This is a genomic window from Rhizobium sp. NPDC092011, from assembly GCF_044756305.1.
Classification (GTDB): Bacteria; Pseudomonadota; Alphaproteobacteria; order Rhizobiales; family Rhizobiaceae; genus Rhizobium.
Genome location: NZ_JBIVSO010000019.1, coordinates 1 through 24,145, shown reverse-complemented (window position 1 = coordinate 24,145; position 24,145 = coordinate 1). Strand labels below are relative to the sequence as shown.

The window sequence follows — 24,145 nt, the reverse complement described above, 5'->3', positions numbered from 1 at the left end:
GGCCTCCTTCGAGGGGTGGCCCTTATGCAGTGTATTGCGGCTCTGCGGCCGCGTGATATCCTTGACCCTCGCCATCAAACAGCATGGCTTTTGATCCGTCGGCGTCGAACGCGATCTCGGCACCTGCGCGTACGGCGCTGATGGACGTATCGACACCAACCACCTGCGTTCCATCGCCGAGCCTGGCGTGAACGAGCAGGCGGTCGCCCATCTGTTCTATAGTAATGACCTTGCCGCTCATCGTGCCGTGCGGCGAGACCGTCAGGTTTTCCGGCCGCAGACCGAGCGTCAGGCCGGTATCAGGCAGATTGCCGCTTGGAACCGCAGTTTGCAGCCTTGCGCCGGAGGCGGTTGTGACAATTGCTCCCATCGGACTGGCTTCAATGTTTGCGACCGGCAGGAAGTTCATCGACGGCGAGCCGACAAATTGCGCGACATAGCGGGTGCGTGGGCGCGCATAAATATCCATGGGCGTGCCGACCTGCTCGACCCTTCCCTTGTTCAGCAGAACGATCCGGGTCGCCAGCGTCATCGCTTCGACCTGATCATGGGTGACGAAAATCATCGTCGTTCCAAGACGTCGATGCAATTGGGCCAGTTCGAGCCGCGTGCGCGTCCTAAGACCGGCATCCAGGTTCGACAGCGGTTCGTCGAAAAGAAAGACTTTCGGCGCGCGCACAATGGCCCGGCCAATCGCAACACGCTGCCGCTGGCCGCCGGATAGCTGTGCCGGCTTGCGGTCGAGGAGATGCTCCATCTCCAGCATTTTAGCCGCAGCACTGATGCGGGTCGCGACCTCCGCTTTCGGCGTGCCGACATTGATCAGCCCGAAGCCAAGATTGTCGCGCACGGTCATATGCGGATAAAGCGCGTAGGACTGAAACACCATCGACACGCCGCGCTGACCGGGGGTTAACTGGTCGACGCGGCGGCCGCCTATCCAGACTTCGCCGCCCGAAACCGTCTCCAATCCGGCGATCATGCGCAGGAGGGTAGACTTGCCGCAGCCGGACGCGCCCAGGAAAACGACGAATTCGCCGCTATCAATACCGAGCGATATGTTGTCGAGCACATCCACAGCGCCAAAACTCTTGGACACGCTGCGGATGCTTACGCCTGCATCTGTGTTGGCCACCTAAACCTCCTCCCGGTCACGCGCGGCTATGGATTTTTAAGGCGACCTATCCCGCCGCAGTCTCGATGATGCAATCAAGCAGGGTCGCGGCGACTGGATCGGTGCCTGGAGCCTCGCGCAACAGGCCGAAGGTCGTCGCGACGATGCGACCGGCACCGACCCTGCGCTCGGCGATTGTCGCAGAGGGCTTGTGGATCCAGCCCGCCATCGTACCTGCATGAACCAGTCCGTCGAAATGAATCGGCCTGAATCCGGTGATGACGCGGTTGGGATTGACACCGACGAAGGAGAGATCGTTGAGCGGGCCGCCGGGCAGGCGATCAAACACGCCGGCGCGTTTTACCCAGCTAAAGCCGGTCACCCAATTGCCTTTCCAGATGGTACCGTTGCGTTCGGTGACGCGCATCTGAGGCATGGCCTGCCCGCGATCGCCGCCGGTCGGGTAGTTCCAATTCGGCTGATCGTTGCGCAGATTGCCAAAGGGCAGGGGCGCTGCGTCGGCAAGCGTCACGTAGCGGGCACCGTGCTCCATGGCGTCGATATCGGCCTGGCTGAGCGTCGATACGACCCTCACATCGGCTCTGTCAGCATCAACCGGCTCGTAGCCGAGATCCCTCAGATAGCGATCGATCTCCGGCTCCGCCGAGAAGACGGAAAGCGTCGGCTTGGCCCGAGGAGAGTAGACGCTGATATCGACGCTATTGCGCGCGATTTCTTGGCCTGCGACCGCGAGCGAGAGCTGGACGCTGATCCGCTTTCCGGCCATGTCTGCCGCAAAGGACAAGGCCAGTGTCGGCAGACCATGCACCGTGGTCGGATCCTGCGCGGGAACCGCCATCTTGCCGGTCGCCACACCGTCGATGCTCCAGCTTAATTCCGCCGCCGGCAGCACCTTGCCGCCCGTCGAGATTTCGAGGTCGACACTGGCAACATTGCCGGCCCAGACCGCGTAGCGCTGCATGCGCGGCACAATGACCACGTCGCTATTAACCTCATGGAAGCGATTGTGATAGGCGCGCGGATTGCGCTCCATGTCCATCAGGCCGTTCGCCTCCCAGTGCAGGTCGGTGAGCTCGGTGATGACGTAGCCCTGGATCGAGGCGTGACGGCGCATTTCCTCGATTTCAAACTTCAGCGCATTGAACTGATGCCACTGCGTATCCTCGATGAAGGCGCTGAAGGACGGAAAGACCTTGTCGAACTGATAGGTGCGGAAGCGCTGCTCGACGCCATGCGGATAGGTCGCGCCCTCGCTGTCCCATTCGAGGCCATTGATGAACCAGAACGGCTCCTCGCCATTCCGCTTCAGCTTTTCGGGATGGGGCAGCCCCCAGACACCGAATTCGGAGACGACGAGGGGCTCGCTGCCCCGCCGCGTTGCATCGCCGTTCGGCGAATAGGACCAGTCGGGCCGCTTGGCGAAGGCCGAAACCCAGTCGGCCCATTCGCGCGCCATTTCCGGCACCGAAGCATAGTAATGGTAATCATCAATGTCGGAGACGACATGGAAGTTCGGAACGCAGGCGGAATTGTCGACGACCAGCCGCGTCGGATCTTTTCTCTTCAGCCAATGATAGGCGTTGCGCAGCCAGGACCGTTGATCGGCGCTCTCGACGAGACGCGTCCCCCAATCTTCGTTGATGATGGTCCAGATTACGATGGAGGGGTGGTTGCCGTCTCGACGCAGGATGCCTTCCATCGTATCGAGCAGACGCTGCGCCGATTTCTCGGTGAAACTCTGGATATTGGGGATCTCTGTCCAGACAAGCAGACCGAAGCGATCGGCAACGTCATAGTAGCGCGGGTCAGGAACCTTGATGTGGCAGCGCAGGAGATTGAGGCCAAGCTCTTTCGACTTGCGTGCCTGGTCCTCCAGAAATTCCAGCGACGGCGGCGTATAGATGCCGTCGGGATAGTAGTCCTGGTCGAGCGCACCGCGCATGTAGAATGGCTGACCATTCAGGAAGAATTTTCCGTCTTTCGCTTCGAAGGTTCTGAAGCCGAAATTCTCTGTGGCGGCGTCAATGACCGCGTCGCCCTGATGCAGTTCGACGACGGCACGATAAAGCGCGGGATCGTCGAGCGACCATGCCTCGACCTTGGCAATATTCAGCTCGATGGACGCGTGCGTCCCTGCATCAACGGCAAGCTCGGCGGATGCCGCGACCGTGCCTTTCCGGTCGAAAAGCGTGACCCTCAAACTACCGGTGAAGGCGGCTGCCAGCTCGACGTCAACGGTGACATCGCCGGTCACGAGATCGGCGCGAATGCCCTGATGCGCGATATGCGACTCGCAGCGGCATTCAAGCCAGACAGACTGCCAGATGCCGCCCAACATGCCGTACCAGCTCTGCTTGCCATGCGGAATTTCGTCGAAGGGAAAATCGGGGAATGCCTGCGCGTCGGCGCTCGGCAAGGTCACGCGCACATCCAGGCGCAATTCGTCGCCCAGCAGGTCGGCGGGAATGGTGAATTCAAACGGCAAATAGCCGCCCTCGTGTGACCCGAGCCGGCGACCATTGACCGACACTTCGGCGAAATAGTTCACGGCGCCGAAATGCATGATGACCTGGCGGCCGAGCCAGTCCTGCGGCACGGCGACCGGCCGGGAATAGGTGGCGACGCCAGCCGCGGCGCGCAGATCGGTGAGTTGAGCCTGCCACGGCCCCGGAACGGCAATCGTCCCGGGCTCTCGCGCCTCCAGCTGAAAGTCCCAGGTCCCATCCAGCGACAGGCGCGAACGCGGCCCGGATTGGGTATCGGTGAAACGGCGAGAGGCGATGGTCATGGGCCGCAAGCTTTCCAGTTGGATTTGGTCACAAATTAAGTTACATACTAGTTTCGTAACTTAAAAATATAACGCCCGCAAGTGCCGCCGCTTCACATTGTCCGCCAGATTTTCTAACGTGCGTGCCAACTGTCCAAGAAAGAAACCGAGTGAACGACAAAACGACGAAACGCCCGACAATGTCCGATATCGCCGCAAAGGTCGGCGTCTCGCATGCAACCGTTTCACTGGTGTTGAACGAGGCGCCCGGCAAGCGCGTATCGGAGGAGATGCGCACGCGTGTGCTGGCGGTTGCCGAGGAGTTGGGTTACCGGAAGGCCACGCCCGCCAATGGCCCGTTCGGCGGAATCATCGTGCTTTTGATCGATGATCTGATGGCCTCGCATCACGCCGCACCGCTGATCGAGGGCGTGCGTGAGGCCGCGGAAGGGCAGGGGCTCGCGGCGCTGACCGTCGTAACCGGCGGACAGGTCGAATTCGCGGAATCCGTTCTCGATTATCTGGGCCGGCGCCAGATCGTCGGCGTGATCTACGCCACGCTGATCACCCAGATGGCACCTGTATTGCCCTCGAAGCTTGCGAACTATCCGACGGTACTTTTGAACTGCCATCAACAGAGGGCTGAGTTCTCGTCTATCATCCCGGGCGATCTTGCCGGTGGTTTTGCCGCGACGGAAGCGCTGATCAAGGCGGGGCATCGCCGCATCGCCATGATCGATGCGGGCAAGGATAGACTGGAAGCAGCCCGCGATCGTTTGAGCGGCTATCGCCAGGCGCTGACCACCTATGACATCGCCGTTGATGCGGAACTGATCGCCTCGGGCGCCTGGTCGCTCGATCTCGGCCGGGAGAAGATGCTGCATCTGCTCGATCTGCCATCGCCGCCGACGGCGGTGTTTTGTTTTTCGGATCGCGTGGCCATGGGCGCCTATGATGCGATCAGACTGCGGGGGCTGAAGATCCCCGACGATATCTCCGTTGTCGGCTTCGACGACGACAGTCTTGCTCGAAAAATTCTGCCGCCGCTCACCACGCTGAAACTGCCGCACGAGGATATGGGGCAATGGGCCGTGGCCGAACTGCTGGAAAAGATCGCACAACCCAAGAAGCCGCCGGTGCGGCTGAAGATGGAGTGCCGATTGATCCGCCGCGATTCCATCGCGCCGCCGCGCTGAGACCTCCGGCAATCGTCTGAGGTTAGATGTACTCGGAAGCGGCAAGCCGCCATCGGGGCAATGGGGGTAACGGCGCCGCATTTATCGACATCGCCTGTTGCGCCGCATCTATTTGTTCGCTACCAAAGCGCATCCGCAAGGACCCGGTGAAACTCCGGGTGGCTCTTCTGGCCGCCTATCCGCCAGACAACACAGCAACGCAACCTTTTCCCTGACCGGCCCTTCCGGTCGTTGCCTTCAACTGTGAACATTTTCCAATGCAATCTGTCTCAAACTACCGCCAGGAGTGGTTCTCCAACATTCGCGCCGATATATTATCGGGCATAGTCGTGGCGCTTGCGCTTATTCCGGAGGCCGTCGGATTTTCGGTCATTGCCGGTGTCGATCCCAAGGTCGGGCTATTCGCGTCGGTGGCGATCGCCTGCGTCACGGCCCTGACCGGTGGCCGCCCGGCGATGATCTCGGCGGCGACGGCGTCGACCGCCGTCCTCATGGGGCCGCTGGTGCGCGATCATGGCATCCAGTATCTCTTTGCGGCGACGATCCTGATGGGCGTGCTGCAGATCATCGCAGGAGCGCTGAAGCTCGGCCGGCTGATGCGGTTCGTGTCGCGCTCCGTCATGACCGGCTTCGTCAATTCGCTGGCCATTCTGATCTTCGTTGCACAGCTTCCCCAGCTTATCGGCGTGCCCGAGGTCACCTATCTCCTGATCGCGATCGGTCTGGCCGTCATCTATCTTTTTCCCTACGTCACCAAAACCATTCCTTCGCCGCTTGTCGCGATCGTTGTCGTCACCTGTGTGGTGCTCGGCTTTGGTATTCACGTCGAAACGGTCGCCGATCTCGGTGAAATGCCGAAGGCGCTGCCGCCACTTGCCTTCCCGCAGGTGCCGCTGACATTCGAGACGCTCAGGATTATCTTCCCCTACGCCGTGGCGCTTGCTGCTGTCGGCCTGCTCGAATCGCTCCTGACGGCACAGATCGTCGACGATCTCACGGATACGCCGAGCAACAAGAGCGTCGAATGCATGGGGCAGGGGGCCGGCAATATCGTCTCGGCACTGTTCGGCGGCATGGGTGGCTGTGCCATGATCGGTCAGTCCGTCATCAATGTTACCTCAGGCGGGCGCGGTCGACTGTCCACCTTCGTCGCCGGCGCTTTCCTGCTGGTGCTGCTGCTGGTGCTTGACGATGTCCTGCGCATCGTCCCGGTTGCAGCTCTTGTCGCCGTGATGATCATGGTGTCGATCGGTACGTTTTCATGGAAATCGATCATCGACTTGAAACGCCACCCCGGGACCTCCTCGATCGTCATGCTGGCGACTGTGGCGACAGTCCTTGTCACGCAGGATCTTTCAAAGGGCGTTATCGTCGGCGTACTTCTGTCCGGCATCTTCTTTGCGAGCAAAGTGGCGCGATTGTTCGCCGTCGACAGGCGGGAGGACGGGCAGGCCGGAACCGTGACATACCGGGTGGAAGGGCAGATATTCTTTGCGTCGGCCGAAAGCTTCATCGGCGCCTTCGCCTTCTCCGAGACGGCCAGGAAGATCATCATCGACGTCAGCAAGGCGCATCTTTGGGATATCACGGCCGTCGGCGCACTCGACAAGGTCGTCATGAAGTTCCGCCGTATGGGTATCGACGTTCAGCTACTTGGCTTTAATCAGGCGAGTACCGACATGGTCGATCGCTTTGCCCTGCACGACAAGGATGAACGCGCCGCGGCCAGCGCCTCTCTGCATTGATCGGCGGCGATCCCTGCGAAACATCAGCTCGGCTCTGCATGAAGACCGCCTGCGGTCTTCATGATGCAGCGATTGGCGCCTTGCCAAGCAGGTTTGACATCACGTCTCGGCCGCCAGCAGCTTTCATCACGAGAATGAATCGATCGACCCGAACCGATTCAAAACTCTCGTTGGACGACAGGGAATGCTTCGGCGACTCTGATCGCCATGATCCGCCAGCCCTATCATCTCTATACCGAACGAACGGAACCAGCGAAGAACATGGCCCGGTTCTATGCCCTGGAGATTTCTGAAACATTGTTCGGCGACGCTTGCCTGATAAGGCGCTGGGGACGCATAGGCGCCTTTGGCCAATGTTTGATCCACCACTTCGAGCGCGAGGATGAGGCTGTAAAACTCTTCCTAGACATCACACGGAAAAAGAAAGCGCGCGGCTATCGACCAAAGTACAGTCTCTGTGCTCCGTGGGAGACTGCCGAATTGGCAAGGGAAGGGGCACAAACTCGGGAGAATATCCGCAAATAGTCTCGCGGCCTTCCGCTTCCTCTGCCCGACAGGGTCAGCGGCGGGCTTCATCTTTCAGGCATGAGGCAGCCGTTGCGAGAAAGCGCGTCACGGCCGGCCTGGTTGGCTCTCCGGCTGTCGCTATTGCCGTCTGCAGCTTTACGTCGAAATTCTCGATGTGTCGAAAAACCAGCTGGGAATGCGTGTTTCTGGTGAGGGATTCCGGTACGAAGGCGACGCCGAGCCCGGAAGCCGCCTGGTCAAGCATGGCATGCCAGCTGTTCTTTTCCTCGCGCAACTGCGGCTGGAAGCCGGCCTTGCCGCAGGCGGCAAGGATCGAATGATACATGAAAGCCCCTGTCGCCTCGGCGCAGACGATCAGCCGCTCGGATACGAGGTCGGCTAATTGAAGAACGGGCCTCTCGGCCAGTGCATGGTCGGCGGGGAGGGCGGCAACGATCGGTTCCTCGCCGGCGGCGCGCATGACCAATTGGGCACTGTGCAAGGGTGGATGCAGGAAGGCGACGTCGATCGACCCGGCCGCCAGTGCAACCGCCTGATCGTTGGTCGGCAGATTTCGCAAGGTGACATCCACGCCGGGATAGAGTGCCTTGTAACGACGGATAATGGTCGTCATCTGACCGGCCTGCGGCAACTCGCAATAGCCGATGGCAAGAGCGCCGGCGTCGCCACGCGCGGCATCTTGTGCCTCTTGGACCGCCCTGTTGACATGGCTCAACGCCGTTCCGAGCTCACGCGCCAGTATCATTCCGGCTTCGGTGAGAATGACCTTATGCGGCGATCGTCGCAGCAGGGTGCATCCGATCTCCTGTTCCAACTTCTTGATCTGATGCGACAGGGCGGGCTGGGTCAGATGAAGTCGCGCCGCAGCCTTGCTGAAATGCAGTTCTTCAACCAGAACACAGAAGCTTTCGGCATATTTGAGCATGCCTGATGATAAAATTTATCTATCGCAAAACGCAACAAAATAAATTTCCCATTGAAGCGCAGCCATCCTAGTCTCCGCGGAATGGAACGTTTGATGCGTTCTTGTCCGTGCCCCGGGGTTTGCCTGGACGGCACAAATAACCGTCACCTAGGCGGAAGCGGAGGGGAGTTTTATGTCGCGAAGAAGGAAGGTTCTGCCTTCACTAACCATTGCATTCATGACGGTGGCGCTTTTGCCCGGTGTATCGCTGGCTGCGGACAGCCGTGCCGAACTGATGAAGGCGCATCGCGGAGGAACCGTGCGCCTCGTCTCCAAGTCGGCCGGCGGAACAATCGATCCACATATCAACTATGCTCCCCAGTACTGGAACTATTTTCCCGGCATTTATGATGGCCTCGTCGCGTTTCGAAAGGCCGGAGGCACCGACAGTCTTGTCGTGGTTCCCGATCTTGCTGAAGCCATGCCTGCCGTCGAGAATGATGGCAAGACTTATGTCTTCAAGCTGCGCAAGGGCATCAAGTTCTCGAACGGCAAGGACCTGACCACCGACGATGTCGTGGCTTCGTTCCAGCGTATCTTCAAGGTGTCCGGCCCGACATCCGGAACCTGGTTCAACGGGATCATCGGCGCCGACGCCTGTCTTGAAAAACCGGGCGATTGCAAGCTCGATGGCGGTGTTGTCGCAGATAAGTCGAACGCGACAATCACCATCAACCTCACCGCGCCGGACGCCGAATTCCTCGACAAGCTGTCGATGCCGCACGCCTCGATCCTGCCGAAGGAAACGCCCCTTCAGGATGTCGGTATCCAGCCCATACCGGGCACCGGCCCCTATGCCATCCAGAGCTATGATCCGAACAAGGCCCTCGTCTGGGCACGCAATCCCCATTTCAAGGAATGGAGCGCCGACGCTCAGCCGGATGGCTATGTCGACCAGTTCGAGCTCGATTTCGGCCTGACCGAGGACGCCCAGGTCAATGCGGTCCTCAATGGCCAGGCAGACAGCATGTTCGATCAGCCGCCAACCACGCGTCTGGCCGAGCTTGGCACGAAATACCCAAACCAGGTTCACCTCGATCCGCAGCTCGCCTTCTGGTACCTGCCGCTCAACGTCAATCTGCCGCCGTTCGACAATCTCAAGGCGCGCCAGGCTCTGTCCTATGCCGTCGACCTGAAGGCCATGGTCAATTTCTTCGGGGGCCGCAATCTCGCGACTCCCACCTGCCAGGTTTTGCCGCCGGGCCTGCAAGGCTATAATTCATTCTGCCTCTACACCAAGTCGCCCGGAGCCACATGGTCGGCGCCGGACATCGAGAAGGCAAAGCAGCTCGTCGGCGAGTCCGGCACGGCGGGGCAGCCCGTTACGATCGTCATCGATGACGGCGAAATCTCCCGCAACATCGGCTCATACCTGCAGAGCGTTCTGAACAAGATCGGCTACAACGCCAGCGTCAAATCGATATCGGCCAATATTCACTTCGGCTATATCCAGAATTCCAACAACAAGGTCCAGCTGTCGGTGACGCAATGGTACGGGGATTACCCCGCTGCCAGCGACTTCCTGAACGTGTTGCTTGGATGCGGTTCGTTTCGAAAGGGGTCGGACTCCTCGCCAAACATATCGGGCTTCTGCGACCAGACACTCCAGAGCCAGATGGAAAAAGCCATGACGCTCGGCATCACGGACCCGGCCGCCGCCGCCAAGCTTTGGGCGACGATCGATCAGGACGCGATGAAGCAAGCGCCGATGATCCCGCTGTTCAATCCAAAGCAGGTGACGCTGGTTTCCAAGCGCATAGGCAATTTCAAATATTCCACGGCCTCCAATGCCTGGGCCTACACGCTGGCCTGGGTGCACTAGGGTGATGACGGAACCGGGCATGCTAAGTTCCGATCATCAACCGTCGGATCGTCCCGTGTCGATGGCGCCGATGGAGAATGCCACTTCTCCATCGGCGCTGGCGAACACGGCCGAGCATAACGAACAGATGGCTTCGCCGGCGGCTGGCCCATGGATGCAGGCCTTAGCCAAGCTTTGGCGCGATCGCTCGGCGATGATGGCGACGCTCGTTCTGCTCGTCATCATCCTGGCATCGCTGCTTGCTCCCATTTATGCCGAGCATATTGCCGGCGTAGATCCCTTCAATTCCAATCTTGAAGCCGAGATTACGCTGGATGGCGAGAGCGTGCCGGTGCTCGCGCCATCGACCGAGGGGCTTGGGATCGGCGTCGTGCCGATCGGCCCGACATGGCGCTTCAATGCCTATTTCCTCGGCGCCGACGAACAGGGGCGGGATGTGATGGCCAGGCTGCTCTATGGCGGGCGCGCCACCTTGTTCATCGGCAGCGTGTCTACCGCGATCACCCTGGTCTTGGCGGCAGTCGTCGGCATCTGCGCCGGTTTCTTCGGCGGCTGGATCGATCAGCTCCTGTCGCGCGTCCTCGATATTCTCTGGGCTTTTCCGATCTATCTTCTCGCGATCTGCCTCTCGATCGTTCTGCTCACCGCCCATATCGAGATCGGGCCCGTCACGATCGATTCCGGAAGCCTCGTGATCCCGATCGTCATCATCGGCATCATCTATGTGCCCTACGTCGCCCGGCCGATCAGAGGGCAGGTTCTCGCCTTGCGCCGGAGCGAGTTCGTCATGGCCGCCATTGGCCTCGGAGTACCGCCCTTGCGGATCCTGATCCGTGACGTCCTGCCGAATGTCTTGACCACGCTCATCGTCTTCGTGCCGCTGATGATGGCACTGAACATCGCCACCGAAACGGCATTGTCGTTCCTCTCCCTCGGCGTCCAACCGCCCGGCGCCAGCTGGGGCACGATCATTCGCGACGGGCAAAGCCTGCTTTACAGCAGGCCATGGGTATCGACCGCCCCTGGTCTCGTCATCATCGTCACCATCGTCGCGCTCAACATTCTCGGCGACGGCGTGCGCGATGCCTTTGATCCCCGCGCAAAGCTAAGACCGTGAGGCGGCAATGTTGATCGTTCTCTTCCAGCGCCTCGTGCAGATGTTGTTCGTGATGTTCGGCATCAGCGTACTTGTCTTCCTCATCTTCTTTGCAACGCCGGGCTCGGATCCGGCTGCCCGTATCGCCGGCAAGAATGCTGCCCCGGAAACACTGGTTGCCGTGCGTCATGATTTCGGCCTCGATCAGCCATTGCCGGTGCAATATGTGGTGATGATGAAGAAGCTCTTCGTCACGCAGGACCTTGTATCCTTCGTCAATCGCGGCTTGAAAGTGGTGCCGGCCATTGTCGAAGCCACGCCCGTGACCCTCTCGCTCGTCTTTGGCGCGGCATTCTTCTGGGTCGTCGGTGGCCTTGCCGTCGGCATTGTCGCGGCGGCTTGTCGGCATGGCGTCGTCGACAGGCTTTTGATGATCCTGTCGCTGACGGGTGTGGCCATTCCCGTCTTCTGGCTGGGCGAGATGACCAATCTTCTCTCGCAGAACAGATTGCACGATACGATCCTGTTCTCCTGGGTGCCGCCTCTTGGCTATGTTCCCTTGCACGAGGACCCGATCGGCTGGTTCAAGGCGTTGCTATTGCCTTGGCTGACCTTGGCGCTGGGGTTCATCGGGATCTATGGTCGCGTATTGCGTGCCAATATCGTCGAAATCTATCAGGAAGACTTTATCCGCACGGCTCGGGCAAAGGGTCTGTCGGAAACGCGCGTCCTGCTGCGGCATGCCTTGCGCATGTCTCTCGTCCCTTTCATCACCATGTTCGGGCTTGATTTCGGTGCGCTTGTCGGTGGTGGTGCGCTGATGACCGAAGTTCTCTTCGGACTGAACGGCGTCGGCAAGCTGACCTATGATTCCCTGCAGAGCCTCGACCTCCCGGTCATCATGGCGAGCGTCATGTACGCCTCGTTCTTCGTGGTGGTGGCGAACGCAATCGTCGACATGGCCTATGTCGTGCTCGATCCCCGCATGAGGAGCCAATGATATGACAGCACCTCTTCTCGACGTGCGCGGGTTGTCGGTCTCCTTTGCAAGCCGCAATGGCGCGATCGGTGTGATCGACGATCTGTCCTTCCAGGTGAACGAGGACGAGACCTTGTGCATCGTCGGCGAGTCCGGTTCGGGCAAATCGGTCGCTCTTCTCAGCATGCTCGGACTGCTCGATCCGCTTTCCTCCAGGGTTGGGGGGGCCGCCCTGTTCAAGGGGCAGGATATTCTGCGCGCCTCACAAAAAGCGCTGCAGGGCATTCGCGGGCGGCAGATTGCGCTCATCTCCCAGGATCCGATGACGGCAATGACGCCGGTCCATACCATTGGCTGGCAGATCGCCGAGCAGATACGCGCCCATACCGACATATCCAGCCGAGCAGCCTGGAGCCGAGCCGTCGAGCTGCTGGGCGAGGTCGGCATCGCCAATCCGCGCATGGCGGCCGAGCGCTACCCGCACCAGCTGTCCGGCGGGATGCGACAGCGCGCCGTCATCGCCATGGCGCTATCTTGCAATCCGTCGCTGCTGATTGCTGATGAGCCGACCACGGCCCTTGACGTAACCGTCCAGGCGCAGGTTCTCGATCTGCTTCGGCGCCTGCGGCGCGATTTCGGATCGTCGATCGTCCTCATCACGCATGACATGGGCGTTGTCGCCGAAATGGCCGATCGCGTCCTCGTGATGTATTCGGGACGCATCGTCGAGCAGGGTCCATGCGACGCGATCTTCGACGATGCCTGGCATCCCTACACCTGGGGTCTGCTCGATTCCATTCCGCCACTGGACGGTCCACGTCCGGAGCGGCTCATCTCCATACCCGGCTCGCCACCGCAACCCGACAGGCGGCCGCCCGGCTGCGTCTTCGGCCCGCGTTGCCGCGCACGGTTGCCGGCCTGCGCCGAGTTGCCACCCCGGCAGATCGGAAGCGGCCGCGAAGCACTGTGCTTCGTCGACGCAGCCGGTCGGCCGGCCGCGAGATCCCGGATTTCCAGCAATATGGACCTGCCAGCATGACGGCCACCTATGCCCCTTCATCGTTCCAAGGAGCCGCCCCGCTTCTCAGCGTCGACCGTCTTTCCAAGACCTTTGTCGTCGGCAGGACCTTCATTCCCGGCAGCGGACAGCCTATCCATGCGGTCGACGCCGTGTCCTTTGACGTCTTTCCCGGAGAAACCCTGGGCCTGGTCGGAGAATCCGGTTGCGGCAAGTCGACCCTCGGGCGCTGCCTTGTTCGTCTTTACGAGGTGAGTTCCGGCCGGGTCCTGCTTGAGGGAACCGATATCGCGCCACTATCGATGCGGCAGTTGCGCCCTTATCGGCAACATATGCAGATGATCTTCCAGGATCCCGCCGCCTCGCTCAATCCGCGCCGGCGGGTCGGCGATCTGCTGGCCGAGCCATTGCGGGTGCACAAGATTGCCGATCGAGCCGGGATCGCCGAGCGCCTGCGCGAACTGATGGACATTGTCAGCCTGCCGGCCTCGTTTCTAGATCGCTATCCGCACGAGTTTTCAGGCGGCCAGCGCCAGCGCATCGGCATAGCAAGAGCGCTGGCGCTGGAGCCGAAGCTGATCATCGCCGACGAACCCGTCTCCGCCCTCGACGTCTCGGTGCAGGCACAGATCGTCAATCTTTTTGCCGATCTTCGAAAGCGGCTGCAGCTGACCATCCTCTTCATCGCTCATGATCTGAGCGTCGTGCGCCAGGTCTCGGATCGCACGGCGGTGATGTATCTCGGTTCGATCGTGGAGATCGGCCCGACCGATCTTCTGTTTCACAGGCCGGCCCATCCCTACACCCAGGCCTTGTTGTCAGCCATCCCCGTCCCCCGCATCGGAGGCGCGAGGAAACGCGAGCGCATCCTGCTCAAAGGCGAGATACCAAGCCCCGCCAACCCACCATCCGGCTGTCGATTTCACCCGCGTTGTCCAGCGGTGCAGGCGCGTTGCAGGACCGAACGCCCGACACTGACAACGCTGGTCGATGGTCGGCAGGTCGCCTGCCACTTTCCGTTTCGCTCATAGGTGAGGCCTCGGCTCGCCAGTTATAAATCCAACCATTGTTAGGCATCATGTCCGAATCGCTCAGTTTCTCCTTCTCGCCCCTCTCGTTGTCCGATCTCGCAAAACAGCCCGACGACGCGACCGTTGTCGCCTTCGCCGGCGAAGATCTGAAGGTTGGTGCCCGCACTCAGGACCTGCTTGCCGGCCTGGATTGGCAGCTGTTCGCACGGGCCGCGTCCGACGCCGGCTTTCGCGGCAAGCCCGACGACAGCATGACCCTGTTTGCGGGCCATCGCCGCATTGTCTTCGTGGGCATGGGAACCGGTTGCGCCGCTCCCATCGATCTCGGTGGCCGGGCGGCGGCGGCTGCAGGCTATGCCGCAAAGGTCGTCATCGCCGGAGATGTGCCGGGAGATGCCGAGCTTTCCCCGCAAGCCACCGCAGAACTGGCGCTCGGCTTTCGCCTTGCAAGCTATCGCTTCAACACCTACCGGACCCGCAGGCCCGAGCCGCAGCTCCCCACCGAGCGGCATGTCTTGATAATGACCTCCTCACCGGAGGAGGCTCACGTCGCCCATGCGCGCGAAACCGCGATCGCCGAAGGTGTGGAACTCGCCCGTTCGCTCATCAACGAACCGGCCAACATTCTGACGCCTTGCGAATTTACGCGGCGCCTGCAAATACTCGAAAAAGCTGGGGTCGAGGTGCAAATCCTCGGAGAGGCCGAACTCGCACGCATGGGTTTCCGCGCCCTTCTCGGCGTCGGGCAGGGCTCCAGCGAAGAAAGCCATGTCGCCATCCTTCGTTGGCAGGGCGCCGCCGACCCCGACGCGCCGCCGCTTGGCTTTATCGGCAAGGGTGTCTGCTTCGACAGCGGCGGCATTTCGATCAAGTCCGCGACCGATATGGCCGAGATGAAGGGCGACATGGCCGGTGCCGCCTGCGTCACGGGCCTGATGCTGGGGCTTGCCCGCCGCAAGGCGCCCGTCAATGCCGTCGGCGCCATCGGCCTCGTGGAAAACATGCCGGGAGGCAAGGCCCAGCGCCCCGGAGATATCGTCCGCTCCCTGTCTGGCCAGACCATCGAAATCATCGACACCGACTATGAGGGCCGCCTGGTTCTTGCCGATCTGTTATGGCATGTGCAGGCGACGTTCCGGCCTCGTTTCATGATCGATCTGGCGACGCTCACCCACGACATCGTAACGGGCATTGGCCGCGAGCGCGCCGGCTTGTTTTCCAACAATGACGAGCTTGCCGCGCGCCTGGAGCAGGCCTCTTCGACAACCGGGGAACTCGTCTGGCGTATGCCGATGGGACCGAACTTCGACGAGGAAATGGATTCCAAGATTGCCGATGTCCGCAATATCGACTCTCCCTCCGGCGGTGCCTGCACGGCGGCAAACTTCATCCAGCGCTTCGTCAATGGCGTGCCCTGGGTTCATCTCGACATTGCCGGGCCGGCCTACGATCTGCCAAAGAGCGCCATAAGCCCGAGTTGGGGTACGGGCTGGGGGGTGCGTCTCCTTGATCGGCTGACGCGCGACCTCGAACTTCAACATCAGGAATCCACGACGAAGCGTTGACCTGGGAGTTCTGGAATTTCCCATGGGAAAGGGGAGGGACGACACCCCTCTCGCCAGGGAAGCGCACAATACTCCGTCACGCAGCGAATGATCGCCGCAATCGCGAACGATCCTGAGCAGGACACTATTTGGAGAGGACATAATATGTTTGATTCCAACAGACACAGGCGCAGCCCATCCAAGCATGCGCGGGGCGCACTATCCACGTCGTCGCATCGGCGCCTTACCGATGTCACGGCTCGCCTTGGTGCTTTGCTCCTCAGCTGCGCCGTGGTGATTTGCACACCGCTTTCAAGCCTCCGCGCCGCAAGCGGTGACGACAAGGCCCCGGAGAGCGCAGCCGAGACGCATCACAAGGCCAATGATATTCCGCCACGGCTGCAATGGACGGCGAATTTCGGCTATTGCGGCGAGGTCTCCCTGATAAGCGCCGGCCTCTACTATGGCCAATATGTCTCCCAATATGATGCGCGCGCCATCGCAAGCAAGAATACCGACCAGTCCAAGGAAGGCAGCCAGCTGCTGCTTGGCGTAAACGACGCCTATGCCGCATCGCAAATGCATTTGAATGCCACCCAATGGAAAAGCGCCTCGACGGCGAACCCGAATAATTTCCTGGCCTGGGTCAAGGAAAATGTCGCGCTGGGCTATCCGGTCATCATCAGCGTCTTTGAAAACCGTCACTCCTTCGATGGATCCAACGACGAAAATGCGGGAGATGCCGAATACGACCATATCGTGCAGGTTACCGGCGTCTCATCGAAGCATCCCTTCACCAAGCCTTCGGTCTATGATGCCGATGATGTCATCACCCTCAGCGACAACGGCCTTTGGTCTCCGACAGGCCAACCGACCTATGTCTATCGCTATGCTTCCGGTGCCTTCCAGGCGAGCCGCAAGGAGGCGAATTCGAAATCCCACCCGATCTATTCCCTGCCGCGTGAAGGCAGCAATTACGGCGTGGCGATCACCGGGATCATCGACCACGACGGCAAGACGCTGCCGGTTCGTCTCTCCACCGATCGAAAGTTCGAGAAGCCGGCGATGCGCGAGGGATCGAATACGCGGCCGCCAGCCGAGGATCTGACGTTAACGGTCACCGTTTCGGGGCTGAAGCCGGGGCTCTCGTACAAGCTCTATCGCTATAATAGCTTCCAATCGGTCCCCAATTCGGGTTTCAACGCCAACGCCGCCAAAGCGGATAAGATGTGGGCGATCAATATCCAGGCGGGATCAACCTACATCGTGAAGGAAAAGATCCGATCCGACGAAATTGCGGTCTATCGCGCCGTCCCGGATACCGCCCCTTAGTCCGGGCGGTATCGCAGTCCATGTGCCGTTTGCTTCGCCCGATTATACGGAATTCGCCCTCGCGCGCCCTTAACGAGGGGAGACCGCCTGAGCGTTGCGGCTTGCCCAGCTCTTGAGACGCAGGCCGTTCAGCCGGATGAAGCCCTCGGCATCATGATGGTCATAGGCGCCGGAACCTTCCTCGAAGGTCACGAGGTCCATCGAGTAGAGCGAGTACGGCGACGTTCGGGCGACGACGCTTACGGAGCCCTTGTAGAGCCGGAGCGTCACCTCGCCGCCGACATAGGTTTGGCTCTGGTCGATCAGCGCCTGCAGCATCTCCCGCTCCGGAGAAAACCAAAAGCCGTTATAGATCAGTGCTGCGTAGCGCGGCATGATCTCGTCCTTCAAATGCGCTGCGGCGCGATCGAGCGTGATCGATTCAATGCCGCGATGGGCGGCAAGGAGGATCGTACCGCCCGGCGTCTCGTAGATCCCGCGCGATTTCATCCCGACAAATCTGTTCTCCACCAGATCAACCCTTCCAATCCCGTGTCTGCCGCCCGATCTGTTGAGTTCGCCCAGAAGCGCTGCAGGTGTCAGAGCAATGCCGTTCAAGGAGACGGCGTCACCTCTCTCGAAACCGATGGTGATGGTTTCCGGCTCATCCGGCGCATGCAGGGGGTCGACTGTCCGCTGGTAGACATGGGGAGGCGCAACTTCAGACGGGTCCTCCAGCACCTTTCCTTCCGTCGAGGTATGCAGAAGATTGGCATCGGTCGAGAAGGGAGCCTCTCCGCGTTTGTCCGTTGGGATCGCGATCTGATGTTTTTCGGCGTAGTCGATCAATTGGGTGCGCGATTGAATATTCCATTGCCGCCAGGGTGCGATGATCTCGATCGATGGATCGAGCGCATTTGCCGCGAGTTCGAAACGGACCTGGTCGTTTCCCTTGCCGGTGGCGCCATGGGCAATGGCATCCGCGCCAACCTCTCTTGCTATGCTCACGAGATGCTTGGCGATCAGCGGGCGGGCAATGGATGAGCCGAGCAGATAGTGTCCCTCATAGAGCGCATTGGCCCGGAACATCGGAAAGACGAAATCCCGCACGAATTCCTCGCGGACATCGACAATGCGGATGTCCTTGACGCCGAGCGTTTCGGCCTTTTCGCGCGCCGGTTCCAGCTCCTCGTCCTGGCCAAGGTCGGCCGTGAAGGTTACGACCTCGCATCGATATGTCTCCTGCAGCCATTTGAGAATGATGGACGTGTCCAGGCCGCCCGAGTAGGACAGCACGACTTTCCCAATCTTTTTCGTCATCACCTTCGTCTCCAGATTGAACCGACGAAACGATAGGCCAATCCGAGCGCAATGAGCTTGCAAAGAATTCACTTCAGCGGCATAAATTGGCAGTTTATGCCAACCCTTGAGGGGATGAGGATATATTATGTCAATGACCTTGGACGAGATTGACCGGCGCATTCTCAAGGTGCTTCAGCGCGACGGGCGCATTTCCAATGTCGATTTGGCAAGAGAAGTCGGGCTCTCGCCATCGCCTTGTCTGCGGCGCGTGCGATTGCTGGAGGAGGCGGGCATCATTGATCGTTATGTCGCAGTCCTTGATCCCGCCAAGGTGGGGGCCGGCCTCACGGTCTTTGCCCGCGTCTGGTTCAAGACGCAGGATGCCCAGGTGACGCTGCAATTTGCCGAAGCCGTCAGACGCTTCCCCGAAGTCATGGAATGCTACCTGACGACCGGGGAGTGCGACGCCATCCTGCGCATCGTCACAACAGATCTTCACAGTTACTGGCGCTTCCAGGCGGATCACCTGACCCGTATCCCCAGCGTGCTGAACGTCAAGACCGATGTGCCGATGGAAACCCTGAAGCGCAGCTTCGAGTTGCCCGTAGCGTCATAAATACAATTATTTCCACGCTCCCGGCACCGTCATTGGTATTTGAGCAACGGAACAGAAAACCGACATATGCCACGTTGACCTCACAGAAACAGGGGGCGGGGGTTTGCAGGCCGTAGATTTCTGCACCAGTATTTGTGAGATTCGACGGCTATTCTAGGATTTTTGCGATCGGCATCGGCTTTGCAGCGTCACATCAAACCGGGATTTGTTGTGACGATTGAGTCGTGAGAAATCGAGACGGACATGGAAGAAGCAATCCGGCAATTCGAACGCCAGCACGCACTGGAATTACCCGCCCAGTTGCGAGAGGCATTGCTCAACAATCAGATCCCGGACGGGAAACGTGGATGGTTTGAGACGGAAGACCGTAAAGTCGCTGGATGGATAACCCAGTTCTGGCCCGTGGAATCCGATGATGGCGAAAGCTATGCGTCCGAATATGCGCAACTGTCGCTGGGCCAGATGCTGCCTCGCAACCTGTTGTCGATCGCGTTGGTGGCCAATAACGACCGCATCGTCATTTCCTTGGATGGTGAGGACCGTGGTTATGTCTACTATTGGGCGTGGTCGGAAGAGCCAGATCCAGAGACAAATTCCTATCAATATCTGCGTCGTATCGCTGTAGGCTTCTCCGAATTTCTCGCAGCTTTGCGAGAAGAAATCTGACGTGGGAAGCGAAAAATCGCTTGCAGGGCTGTTCGGCGAACAGCCTTGAATCTTCCGTAAGTTTTCTGTTCAGTTGCTCAAGCCCCTCAATGCGGGGAGGGGCGGCGGCGATTCCCTGGGCAGGCGGGATCGCCGCGCGACGACGGCGAAGTCTAAGGCCTCACCATGCCCCGACGAGGGACTTGCCGGTGAGGGGTATCGTTTTGCTGTTTCCGTACTGATCGCGGGCGGCGATCGACGACTGCATTTGCTTGGGAGATTTGCGGAACCAGTTGGTGGCAACGGTCGCAAGGTCCCCGATCATCGGATTCTTTCGCCAATCGGCGAACCGGCGGCTCATGGCGTCAGGTTCGGATTGATAGAAGAAATCGCCGGATTTCGCCAGATCGTTGATCGACGGAGCCATCGACGACAATGGGCGCTGGAACATCCTGGAAGGCAGTTGCAGATCACTGGCATTGTCGCAGAATGCCGGTGCCATGAAATCGAGCGCCCAGCCATCCGCTTCGATCCAGCAATGGAAATTCTCTCCCGCACCGGAAACATAGCCGTCTTCCCGATGATCGGCGAAGAGAATGCGCTTTCCATCAAGATTGTAGGCGGCAAGGCCACCTTTGGGCTTGGCTTTCAGCTTATAGTGATGCTCAAGGATGAAAGCGCCGAAAGTGCTGAAACACATGGAAGCGACAGCCGGCCCGGCGTTCTCGTTGATCAGCAGGCTATTGATGACCTTGTAGATCCGATGATAGTCGCTTTGCTTGATCAACATGATTGTTTAATCCCAAACCAGATACTTGCAGCGTTCCGTACGGGACGACAATGCCCGTGTAAACACTCGATCTTATCATCCTGACATCCGCTCCGCCGATCCGAGTTGCAGTGTAATCCGGCTCGCGCCGGCGCATGCGCTTGCCCAACCTCTTGCTGCCAGCGATTGGCGGGAGGTGACAGGCGAGGGAAGGTTGGCCTCAAAATCTCCGGTATTCGCCTTTTGCAAGGGAGATGCGCGATTCTGGACATTCTTTAGGGGCGGCTGATCGGCTACACACACCGCTTTGAACGCCAAAGGATCAAAATGTCTGAACATTCGCGCTCGCTAGAGTCGACAAGGCATTGCATAGCGGACCGGAAGCCGAAAGGGACCATGATTTACGTGGTCGTTGCAGCCATTGCGGTTATCACCGGTATTACTTCTGCCCGCCATGACAGCCCCGCGCCTGCAAAGGCACAGGTGGTAAAGCTGCTCCAGTAGACGCGAATGCGCTCGAGCCGGTCGTGTGACCAAGCCCGAGCTATCCAGCTTTCACGGCACTATTTCGCTTCGTCGGTCGGCCTCAAGCGACTTTGTAGCGCCGAGCCGGCACTGAACGCGATAGATTCGGCATCAGCGCCTGGCGGGCTTCTTCATAGGCCTCAAGTAATCCGCCATCCTCAAGCGCCGGGATGGTGGTGAATTCTCCTTCGGCAAGACCGGCAAGCGAAGCGTCGACCATGCTTTCCGCCGACATGACGATTTCTCCCGGCAGATGCTCGACGGGCGTGCCCGCAATCCCCCAGAATTCCGTCGCCGTTGCCCCCGGCAGCACCACCTGAACGCGGATGTTCGTGTCGGCAAGTTCGTGCTTCAGCGACTGGCTGAAGGCGAGAACGAAAGCCTTCGTGCCTCCGTAGACACCGTTCAACAATTCCGGCGCAATCGCCACGATCGAGGCGATGTTGACGATGGTCCCAAGGCCGCGGGCAACGAATCCAGGTACGGCGGCATATGCAAGCCGCATTACGGCCGTCACGTTGAGATCGATCATCTCCTGCATCTTGTCGACGTCCGATGCCAGCAGCGGCGCAGTCCCGCCAAAGCCTGCATTGTTCACCAGCATGGTGATGCTCTGGTCTTCCTTCAGCACCTTCTCGACCCTGGCAAGATCAATCTTGCTGCCGAGATCGGCGGACAGGGTTTCGACGCTACGGCCCGTTTCATGGGTGAGCTGGCTTGCCAGCGCCCTCAACCGTTCGCCGTTGCGAGCGACGAGAACAAGGTCATAGCCCTGTCTTGCCAGCCGCTGCGCGTAGATCGCCCCTATGCCCGACGATGCCCCTGTTATCAGCGCTGTACCCCTGTGTTCCTGTGCCATTTTGCTTCTCCGTTTGCACATCAGCCCGATGCCTTGTGCCTGGAGAGGGTTTTACACCCGCTTGCCGACGACCTGAATGTCGAATATACCACTTTTTAGGACATCGTCCTTTCAAGGATCCGCCATGATGCAACAGGTTGCCTTCCTGCTCTTTCCCGGTTTCCAGATCATGAGCCTCGCGGCCGCCTCAGCCTTCGAGTTTGCCAATCTCGAACTCGACGAGAAGGTCTACGACATTCATTTCGTCTCGGAGACCGGTGGCCCGGTTGCCAATTCGCTGGGGATGGTCATCGATACGGAAATGTTTGGGACGCCCGATTTCGACACGTTGATCGTTGCCGGGGCTCCTGACATCAAGCTGCCGACCAAAGGCGAGGCGGACTTCATCCGCGCCGCTCTTCCGGCAACCCGCCGTCTCGCCTCGATCTGCACAGGCGCCTTCTTTCTTGCGGAAGCGGGTGTCCTCGACGGTCGCCGCGCGACGACACACTGGTATCTCGCCCGAGAGCTGCGAGGCCGCTACCCCTCGATCAAAACCGAGGAGGACCAGATCTACATCATCGATGGTTCCGTCTGGACGTCAGCAGGCATGACGGCCGGCGTCGACCTTGCACTGGCAATGGTCGAGAAGGATCATGGCTTGGAGATCGCCCGAGCCGTGGCACGCAAGCTCGTCGTCTATCACCGACGCGCCGGCGGGCAGTCGCAGTTTTCCACGCTGCTGGAACTGGAGCCGAAATCCGACCGCATTCAAAGCGCGCTTGCCCATGCGCGCAGCAATCTCAAATCGACCTTGTCGGTGGAAGAACTTGCGGATGTGGCGCATCTTAGTCCACGCCAGTTCAGCCGAGCATTCCGAGCAGAGACGGGCCAGTCGCCGGCCAAAGCTGTCGAAAACCTGCGCCTGGAAGCTGCTCGTCTGATGATGGAACAGGGCCGTCATCCGATCGATGTCGTCGCCCGGGAAACCGGCTTTTCGGATCGTGAACGCATGCGCCGCGCTTTCGTGCGCGCCTTCGGCCAACCGCCGCAGGCAATTCGCCGATTGGCGCAATGAGGGGCGCAGTCGCAATGTCGCCCCAAATCGATATGACCCAGTGGTGACCGGCTCGGATTGCAACCGTGAATAAACTATGCGCAGCTCCAGGTCAAAGATAGCGATTTAGGCTGCTGATCGTCCTGTCACACCCAATTGATAGGTTTGGGCCAGACATGATGGCATATCGGTCGTAAGAGGGGAAACACTGTGAGCACAATCTCACTCGGAAGCATGGAAATCTCGAACTCGACACCAATGGTCTTCATCGGTGGTGTCAACGTCCTGGAAAGCCGCGATCTGGCCATGCAAGTCGCGGAAGAAATGAAAAGAGAAACGGATCGCCATCGGATCCCGTACGTCTTCAAAGCCTCTTTCGATAAGGCCAATCGCTCATCGAACCAATCGTTTCGTGGCCCAGGCATAGACGAGGGCATGAAAATCCTTCAGGAGGTCCGAGACACCTTCGATGTTCCGATCCTGACGGATATTCATCTTCCCGATCAGGCAGCCGTGGCCGCGCAAGTATGCGATATCTTACAGCTCCCTGCATTTCTCGCCCGGCAAACCGACCTGATCGAGGCCCTCGCCAAGACTGGGAAAGTCGTCAACGTGAAGAAGCCGCAGTTCATGAGCCCGCGACAGATCGGAAACGTCATCGATAAACTCGCGGATTTCGGAAACGACAGGGCAATCATCTGCGAGCGCGGCAGTTGCTTCGGTTACGACAACCTCGTGGTCGATATGCTCGGATTTAGCGTCATGAAGGAGGTGAGCCGCAACGCGCCGATCATCTTTGATGTGACCCATTCGCTGCAAATGCGCGATCCCAGCGCAAAGAGTTCGGGCGGTCGCCGAAAGCAGGTCTTTGAACTGGCTCGTTCCGGCCTGGCCCTGGGATTGGCAGGCATATTCCTGGAAGCGCATCCTGACCCTGATCGCGCCTTATGTGATGGGCCGAGTGCGTTGGCACTGGATAAGGTTTCCGCCTTTTTGAGCCAGATGAAAGCCATCGACGAATTGGTAAAATCTTTTCCGACCGTCGACCTTAGCTAGCCGACAGGGGAAGATGTCGTGTTGAGCTTAGAAGTGGAAGCTGCCCTCACCATGCTGTGGCAACCCTTGGGGTCGCCGGTTTGATTCCCATCAAGAGCGAAGAGACGCCAGCGAACTTGGCGCCGCCGCGTTAGCGGCGGAATGGGCTCTTCCGAGGGGATATGTCTTCGCCATCGGCCGAGCGAATCGTCCCCGCGTGCC

20 protein-coding genes and 1 other annotated feature are annotated in these 24,145 nt (G+C 59.7%); of the genes, 14 read left to right on the top strand and 6 right to left on the bottom strand.

Annotated elements, in window-relative coordinates; genetic code table 11:
• Window positions 1–22: 22 nt before the first annotated feature.
• Together ACIQJ2_RS34380 and ACIQJ2_RS34375 are read right to left on the bottom strand one after the other, a co-directional pair.
• Window positions 23–1,135 (bottom strand): ABC transporter ATP-binding protein, encoded by a 1,113-nt coding sequence (locus ACIQJ2_RS34380; RefSeq protein WP_400676630.1) that lies wholly within the window; start codon window positions 1,133–1,135, stop codon window positions 23–25.
• Between the two features lie 46 nt (window positions 1,136–1,181).
• Window positions 1,182–3,923 carry a glycoside hydrolase family 2 protein gene (locus ACIQJ2_RS34375; protein ID WP_400676632.1) on the bottom strand — a complete coding sequence of 914 codons (2,742 nt, stop codon included), beginning with the start codon at window positions 3,921–3,923 and terminating at the stop codon, window positions 1,182–1,184.
• A 149-nt stretch (window positions 3,924–4,072) separates the two neighbouring features.
• On the opposite strand from ACIQJ2_RS34375, the gene ACIQJ2_RS34370 reads away from it, so the two are divergent.
• From ACIQJ2_RS34370 to ACIQJ2_RS34360, 3 genes are all read left to right on the top strand, one after another.
• Window positions 4,073–5,098, top strand: a complete 1,026-nt coding sequence (locus ACIQJ2_RS34370) for a LacI family DNA-binding transcriptional regulator (RefSeq protein WP_400676634.1) — start codon at window positions 4,073–4,075, stop codon at window positions 5,096–5,098.
• Between the two features lie 136 nt (window positions 5,099–5,234).
• Window positions 5,235–5,290, top strand: a sequence feature (sul1 is cis-regulatory element that is thought to sense ions involved in sulfur or methionine metabolism; They are found in Alphaproteobacteria).
• A gap of 65 nt (window positions 5,291–5,355) precedes the next feature.
• Window positions 5,356–6,843, top strand: coding sequence for a SulP family inorganic anion transporter (locus ACIQJ2_RS34365; protein ID WP_400676635.1), 1,488 nt, complete (start codon window positions 5,356–5,358; stop codon window positions 6,841–6,843).
• A 207-nt stretch (window positions 6,844–7,050) separates the two neighbouring features.
• The gene (locus tag ACIQJ2_RS34360) at window positions 7,051–7,368 is read left to right on the top strand and encodes a WGR domain-containing protein (RefSeq protein ID WP_400676637.1); all 318 of its coding nucleotides are present in this window, start codon (window positions 7,051–7,053) and stop codon (window positions 7,366–7,368) included.
• Window positions 7,369–7,402: 34 nt separating this feature from the next.
• On the opposite strand, the gene ACIQJ2_RS34355 is transcribed toward ACIQJ2_RS34360, so the two are convergent.
• Window positions 7,403–8,296: a LysR family transcriptional regulator gene (locus ACIQJ2_RS34355; RefSeq protein ID WP_400676639.1), complete on the bottom strand. Its 894-nt coding sequence runs from the start codon at window positions 8,294–8,296 to the stop codon at window positions 7,403–7,405.
• A 172-nt stretch (window positions 8,297–8,468) separates the two neighbouring features.
• Here ACIQJ2_RS34355 and ACIQJ2_RS34350 point away from each other — a divergent pair, with 172 nt between their 5' ends.
• From ACIQJ2_RS34350 to ACIQJ2_RS34320, 7 genes are all read left to right on the top strand, one after another.
• The gene (locus tag ACIQJ2_RS34350) at window positions 8,469–10,157 is read left to right on the top strand and encodes an ABC transporter substrate-binding protein (protein WP_400676641.1); all 1,689 of its coding nucleotides are present in this window, start codon (window positions 8,469–8,471) and stop codon (window positions 10,155–10,157) included.
• Between the two features lie 19 nt (window positions 10,158–10,176).
• On the top strand, window positions 10,177–11,274 hold the full coding sequence (locus ACIQJ2_RS34345) for an ABC transporter permease (RefSeq protein ID WP_400676643.1): 1,098 nt from the start codon (window positions 10,177–10,179) through the stop codon (window positions 11,272–11,274).
• A 7-nt stretch (window positions 11,275–11,281) separates the two neighbouring features.
• Window positions 11,282–12,253, top strand: coding sequence for an ABC transporter permease (locus tag ACIQJ2_RS34340; protein ID WP_400676645.1), 972 nt, complete (start codon window positions 11,282–11,284; stop codon window positions 12,251–12,253).
• 1 nt (window position 12,254) lies between these two features.
• Entirely contained in the window at window positions 12,255–13,271 is a 1,017-nt protein-coding gene (locus tag ACIQJ2_RS34335; protein ID WP_400676647.1) for an ABC transporter ATP-binding protein, read from the top strand.
• Window positions 13,268–14,281 (top strand): ABC transporter ATP-binding protein, encoded by a 1,014-nt coding sequence (locus tag ACIQJ2_RS34330; RefSeq protein WP_199149538.1) that lies wholly within the window; start codon window positions 13,268–13,270, stop codon window positions 14,279–14,281. The genes ACIQJ2_RS34335 and ACIQJ2_RS34330 overlap by 4 nt, the downstream gene beginning before the upstream one ends.
• 47 nt (window positions 14,282–14,328) lie before the next feature.
• Entirely contained in the window at window positions 14,329–15,846 is a 1,518-nt protein-coding gene (locus ACIQJ2_RS34325; RefSeq protein WP_400676649.1) for a leucyl aminopeptidase, read from the top strand.
• A gap of 144 nt (window positions 15,847–15,990) precedes the next feature.
• Complete coding sequence (locus ACIQJ2_RS34320) at window positions 15,991–17,157, top strand: C39 family peptidase (protein WP_400676651.1); 1,167 nt, start codon at window positions 15,991–15,993, stop codon at window positions 17,155–17,157.
• A gap of 69 nt (window positions 17,158–17,226) precedes the next feature.
• On the opposite strand, the gene ACIQJ2_RS34315 is transcribed toward ACIQJ2_RS34320, so the two are convergent.
• Window positions 17,227–18,456, bottom strand: a complete 1,230-nt coding sequence (locus ACIQJ2_RS34315) for an argininosuccinate synthase (protein WP_400676653.1) — start codon at window positions 18,454–18,456, stop codon at window positions 17,227–17,229.
• Between the two features lie 127 nt (window positions 18,457–18,583).
• On the opposite strand from ACIQJ2_RS34315, the gene ACIQJ2_RS34310 reads away from it, so the two are divergent.
• Together ACIQJ2_RS34310 and ACIQJ2_RS34305 are read left to right on the top strand one after the other, a co-directional pair.
• The gene (locus ACIQJ2_RS34310; protein ID WP_400676655.1) at window positions 18,584–19,054 is read left to right on the top strand and encodes an Lrp/AsnC family transcriptional regulator; all 471 of its coding nucleotides are present in this window, start codon (window positions 18,584–18,586) and stop codon (window positions 19,052–19,054) included.
• A 243-nt stretch (window positions 19,055–19,297) separates the two neighbouring features.
• Window positions 19,298–19,720 (top strand): SMI1/KNR4 family protein, encoded by a 423-nt coding sequence (locus tag ACIQJ2_RS34305; RefSeq protein WP_400676656.1) that lies wholly within the window; start codon window positions 19,298–19,300, stop codon window positions 19,718–19,720.
• 160 nt (window positions 19,721–19,880) lie between these two features.
• On the opposite strand, the gene ACIQJ2_RS34300 is transcribed toward ACIQJ2_RS34305, so the two are convergent.
• Both ACIQJ2_RS34300 and ACIQJ2_RS34295 read right to left on the bottom strand, forming a co-directional pair.
• Entirely contained in the window at window positions 19,881–20,489 is a 609-nt protein-coding gene (locus tag ACIQJ2_RS34300) for a DUF2026 family protein (RefSeq protein WP_400676658.1), read from the bottom strand.
• Between the two features lie 565 nt (window positions 20,490–21,054).
• Window positions 21,055–21,852: an SDR family NAD(P)-dependent oxidoreductase gene (locus tag ACIQJ2_RS34295; RefSeq protein ID WP_400676660.1), complete on the bottom strand. Its 798-nt coding sequence runs from the start codon at window positions 21,850–21,852 to the stop codon at window positions 21,055–21,057.
• A 127-nt stretch (window positions 21,853–21,979) separates the two neighbouring features.
• Here ACIQJ2_RS34295 and ACIQJ2_RS34290 point away from each other — a divergent pair, with 127 nt between their 5' ends.
• Together ACIQJ2_RS34290 and kdsA are read left to right on the top strand one after the other, a co-directional pair.
• Entirely contained in the window at window positions 21,980–22,909 is a 930-nt protein-coding gene (locus tag ACIQJ2_RS34290) for a GlxA family transcriptional regulator (protein WP_400676664.1), read from the top strand.
• Between the two features lie 189 nt (window positions 22,910–23,098).
• On the top strand, window positions 23,099–23,944 hold the full coding sequence (gene kdsA, locus ACIQJ2_RS34285; RefSeq protein WP_400676662.1) for a 3-deoxy-8-phosphooctulonate synthase: 846 nt from the start codon (window positions 23,099–23,101) through the stop codon (window positions 23,942–23,944).
• Window positions 23,945–24,145 lie beyond the last annotated feature (201 nt).

What these genes read in the sequence shown, in the direction of transcription:
- ACIQJ2_RS34355 (WP_400676639.1), bottom strand. Translation starts at nt 8,296, where the DNA reads ATGCTCAAATATGCCGAAAGCTTCTGTGTTCTGGTTGAAGAACTGCAT.
- ACIQJ2_RS34295 (WP_400676660.1), bottom strand. Translation starts at nt 21,852, where the DNA reads ATGGCACAGGAACACAGGGGTACAGCGCTGATAACAGGGGCATCGTCG.
- ACIQJ2_RS34330 (WP_199149538.1), top strand. Translation starts at nt 13,268, where the DNA reads ATGACGGCCACCTATGCCCCTTCATCGTTCCAAGGAGCCGCCCCGCTT.
- ACIQJ2_RS34360 (WP_400676637.1), top strand. Translation starts at nt 7,051, where the DNA reads ATGATCCGCCAGCCCTATCATCTCTATACCGAACGAACGGAACCAGCG.
- ACIQJ2_RS34305 (WP_400676656.1), top strand. Translation starts at nt 19,298, where the DNA reads ATGGAAGAAGCAATCCGGCAATTCGAACGCCAGCACGCACTGGAATTA.
- ACIQJ2_RS34345 (WP_400676643.1), top strand. Translation starts at nt 10,177, where the DNA reads ATGCTAAGTTCCGATCATCAACCGTCGGATCGTCCCGTGTCGATGGCG.
- ACIQJ2_RS34290 (WP_400676664.1), top strand. Translation starts at nt 21,980, where the DNA reads ATGCAACAGGTTGCCTTCCTGCTCTTTCCCGGTTTCCAGATCATGAGC.
- ACIQJ2_RS34300 (WP_400676658.1), bottom strand. Translation starts at nt 20,489, where the DNA reads ATGTTGATCAAGCAAAGCGACTATCATCGGATCTACAAGGTCATCAAT.
- ACIQJ2_RS34375 (WP_400676632.1), bottom strand. Translation starts at nt 3,923, where the DNA reads ATGACCATCGCCTCTCGCCGTTTCACCGATACCCAATCCGGGCCGCGT.
- ACIQJ2_RS34320 (WP_400676651.1), top strand. Translation starts at nt 15,991, where the DNA reads ATGTTTGATTCCAACAGACACAGGCGCAGCCCATCCAAGCATGCGCGG.
- ACIQJ2_RS34335 (WP_400676647.1), top strand. Translation starts at nt 12,255, where the DNA reads ATGACAGCACCTCTTCTCGACGTGCGCGGGTTGTCGGTCTCCTTTGCA.
- ACIQJ2_RS34310 (WP_400676655.1), top strand. Translation starts at nt 18,584, where the DNA reads ATGTCAATGACCTTGGACGAGATTGACCGGCGCATTCTCAAGGTGCTT.
- ACIQJ2_RS34350 (WP_400676641.1), top strand. Translation starts at nt 8,469, where the DNA reads ATGTCGCGAAGAAGGAAGGTTCTGCCTTCACTAACCATTGCATTCATG.
- ACIQJ2_RS34365 (WP_400676635.1), top strand. Translation starts at nt 5,356, where the DNA reads ATGCAATCTGTCTCAAACTACCGCCAGGAGTGGTTCTCCAACATTCGC.
- ACIQJ2_RS34325 (WP_400676649.1), top strand. Translation starts at nt 14,329, where the DNA reads ATGTCCGAATCGCTCAGTTTCTCCTTCTCGCCCCTCTCGTTGTCCGAT.
- ACIQJ2_RS34315 (WP_400676653.1), bottom strand. Translation starts at nt 18,456, where the DNA reads ATGACGAAAAAGATTGGGAAAGTCGTGCTGTCCTACTCGGGCGGCCTG.
- ACIQJ2_RS34340 (WP_400676645.1), top strand. Translation starts at nt 11,282, where the DNA reads ATGTTGATCGTTCTCTTCCAGCGCCTCGTGCAGATGTTGTTCGTGATG.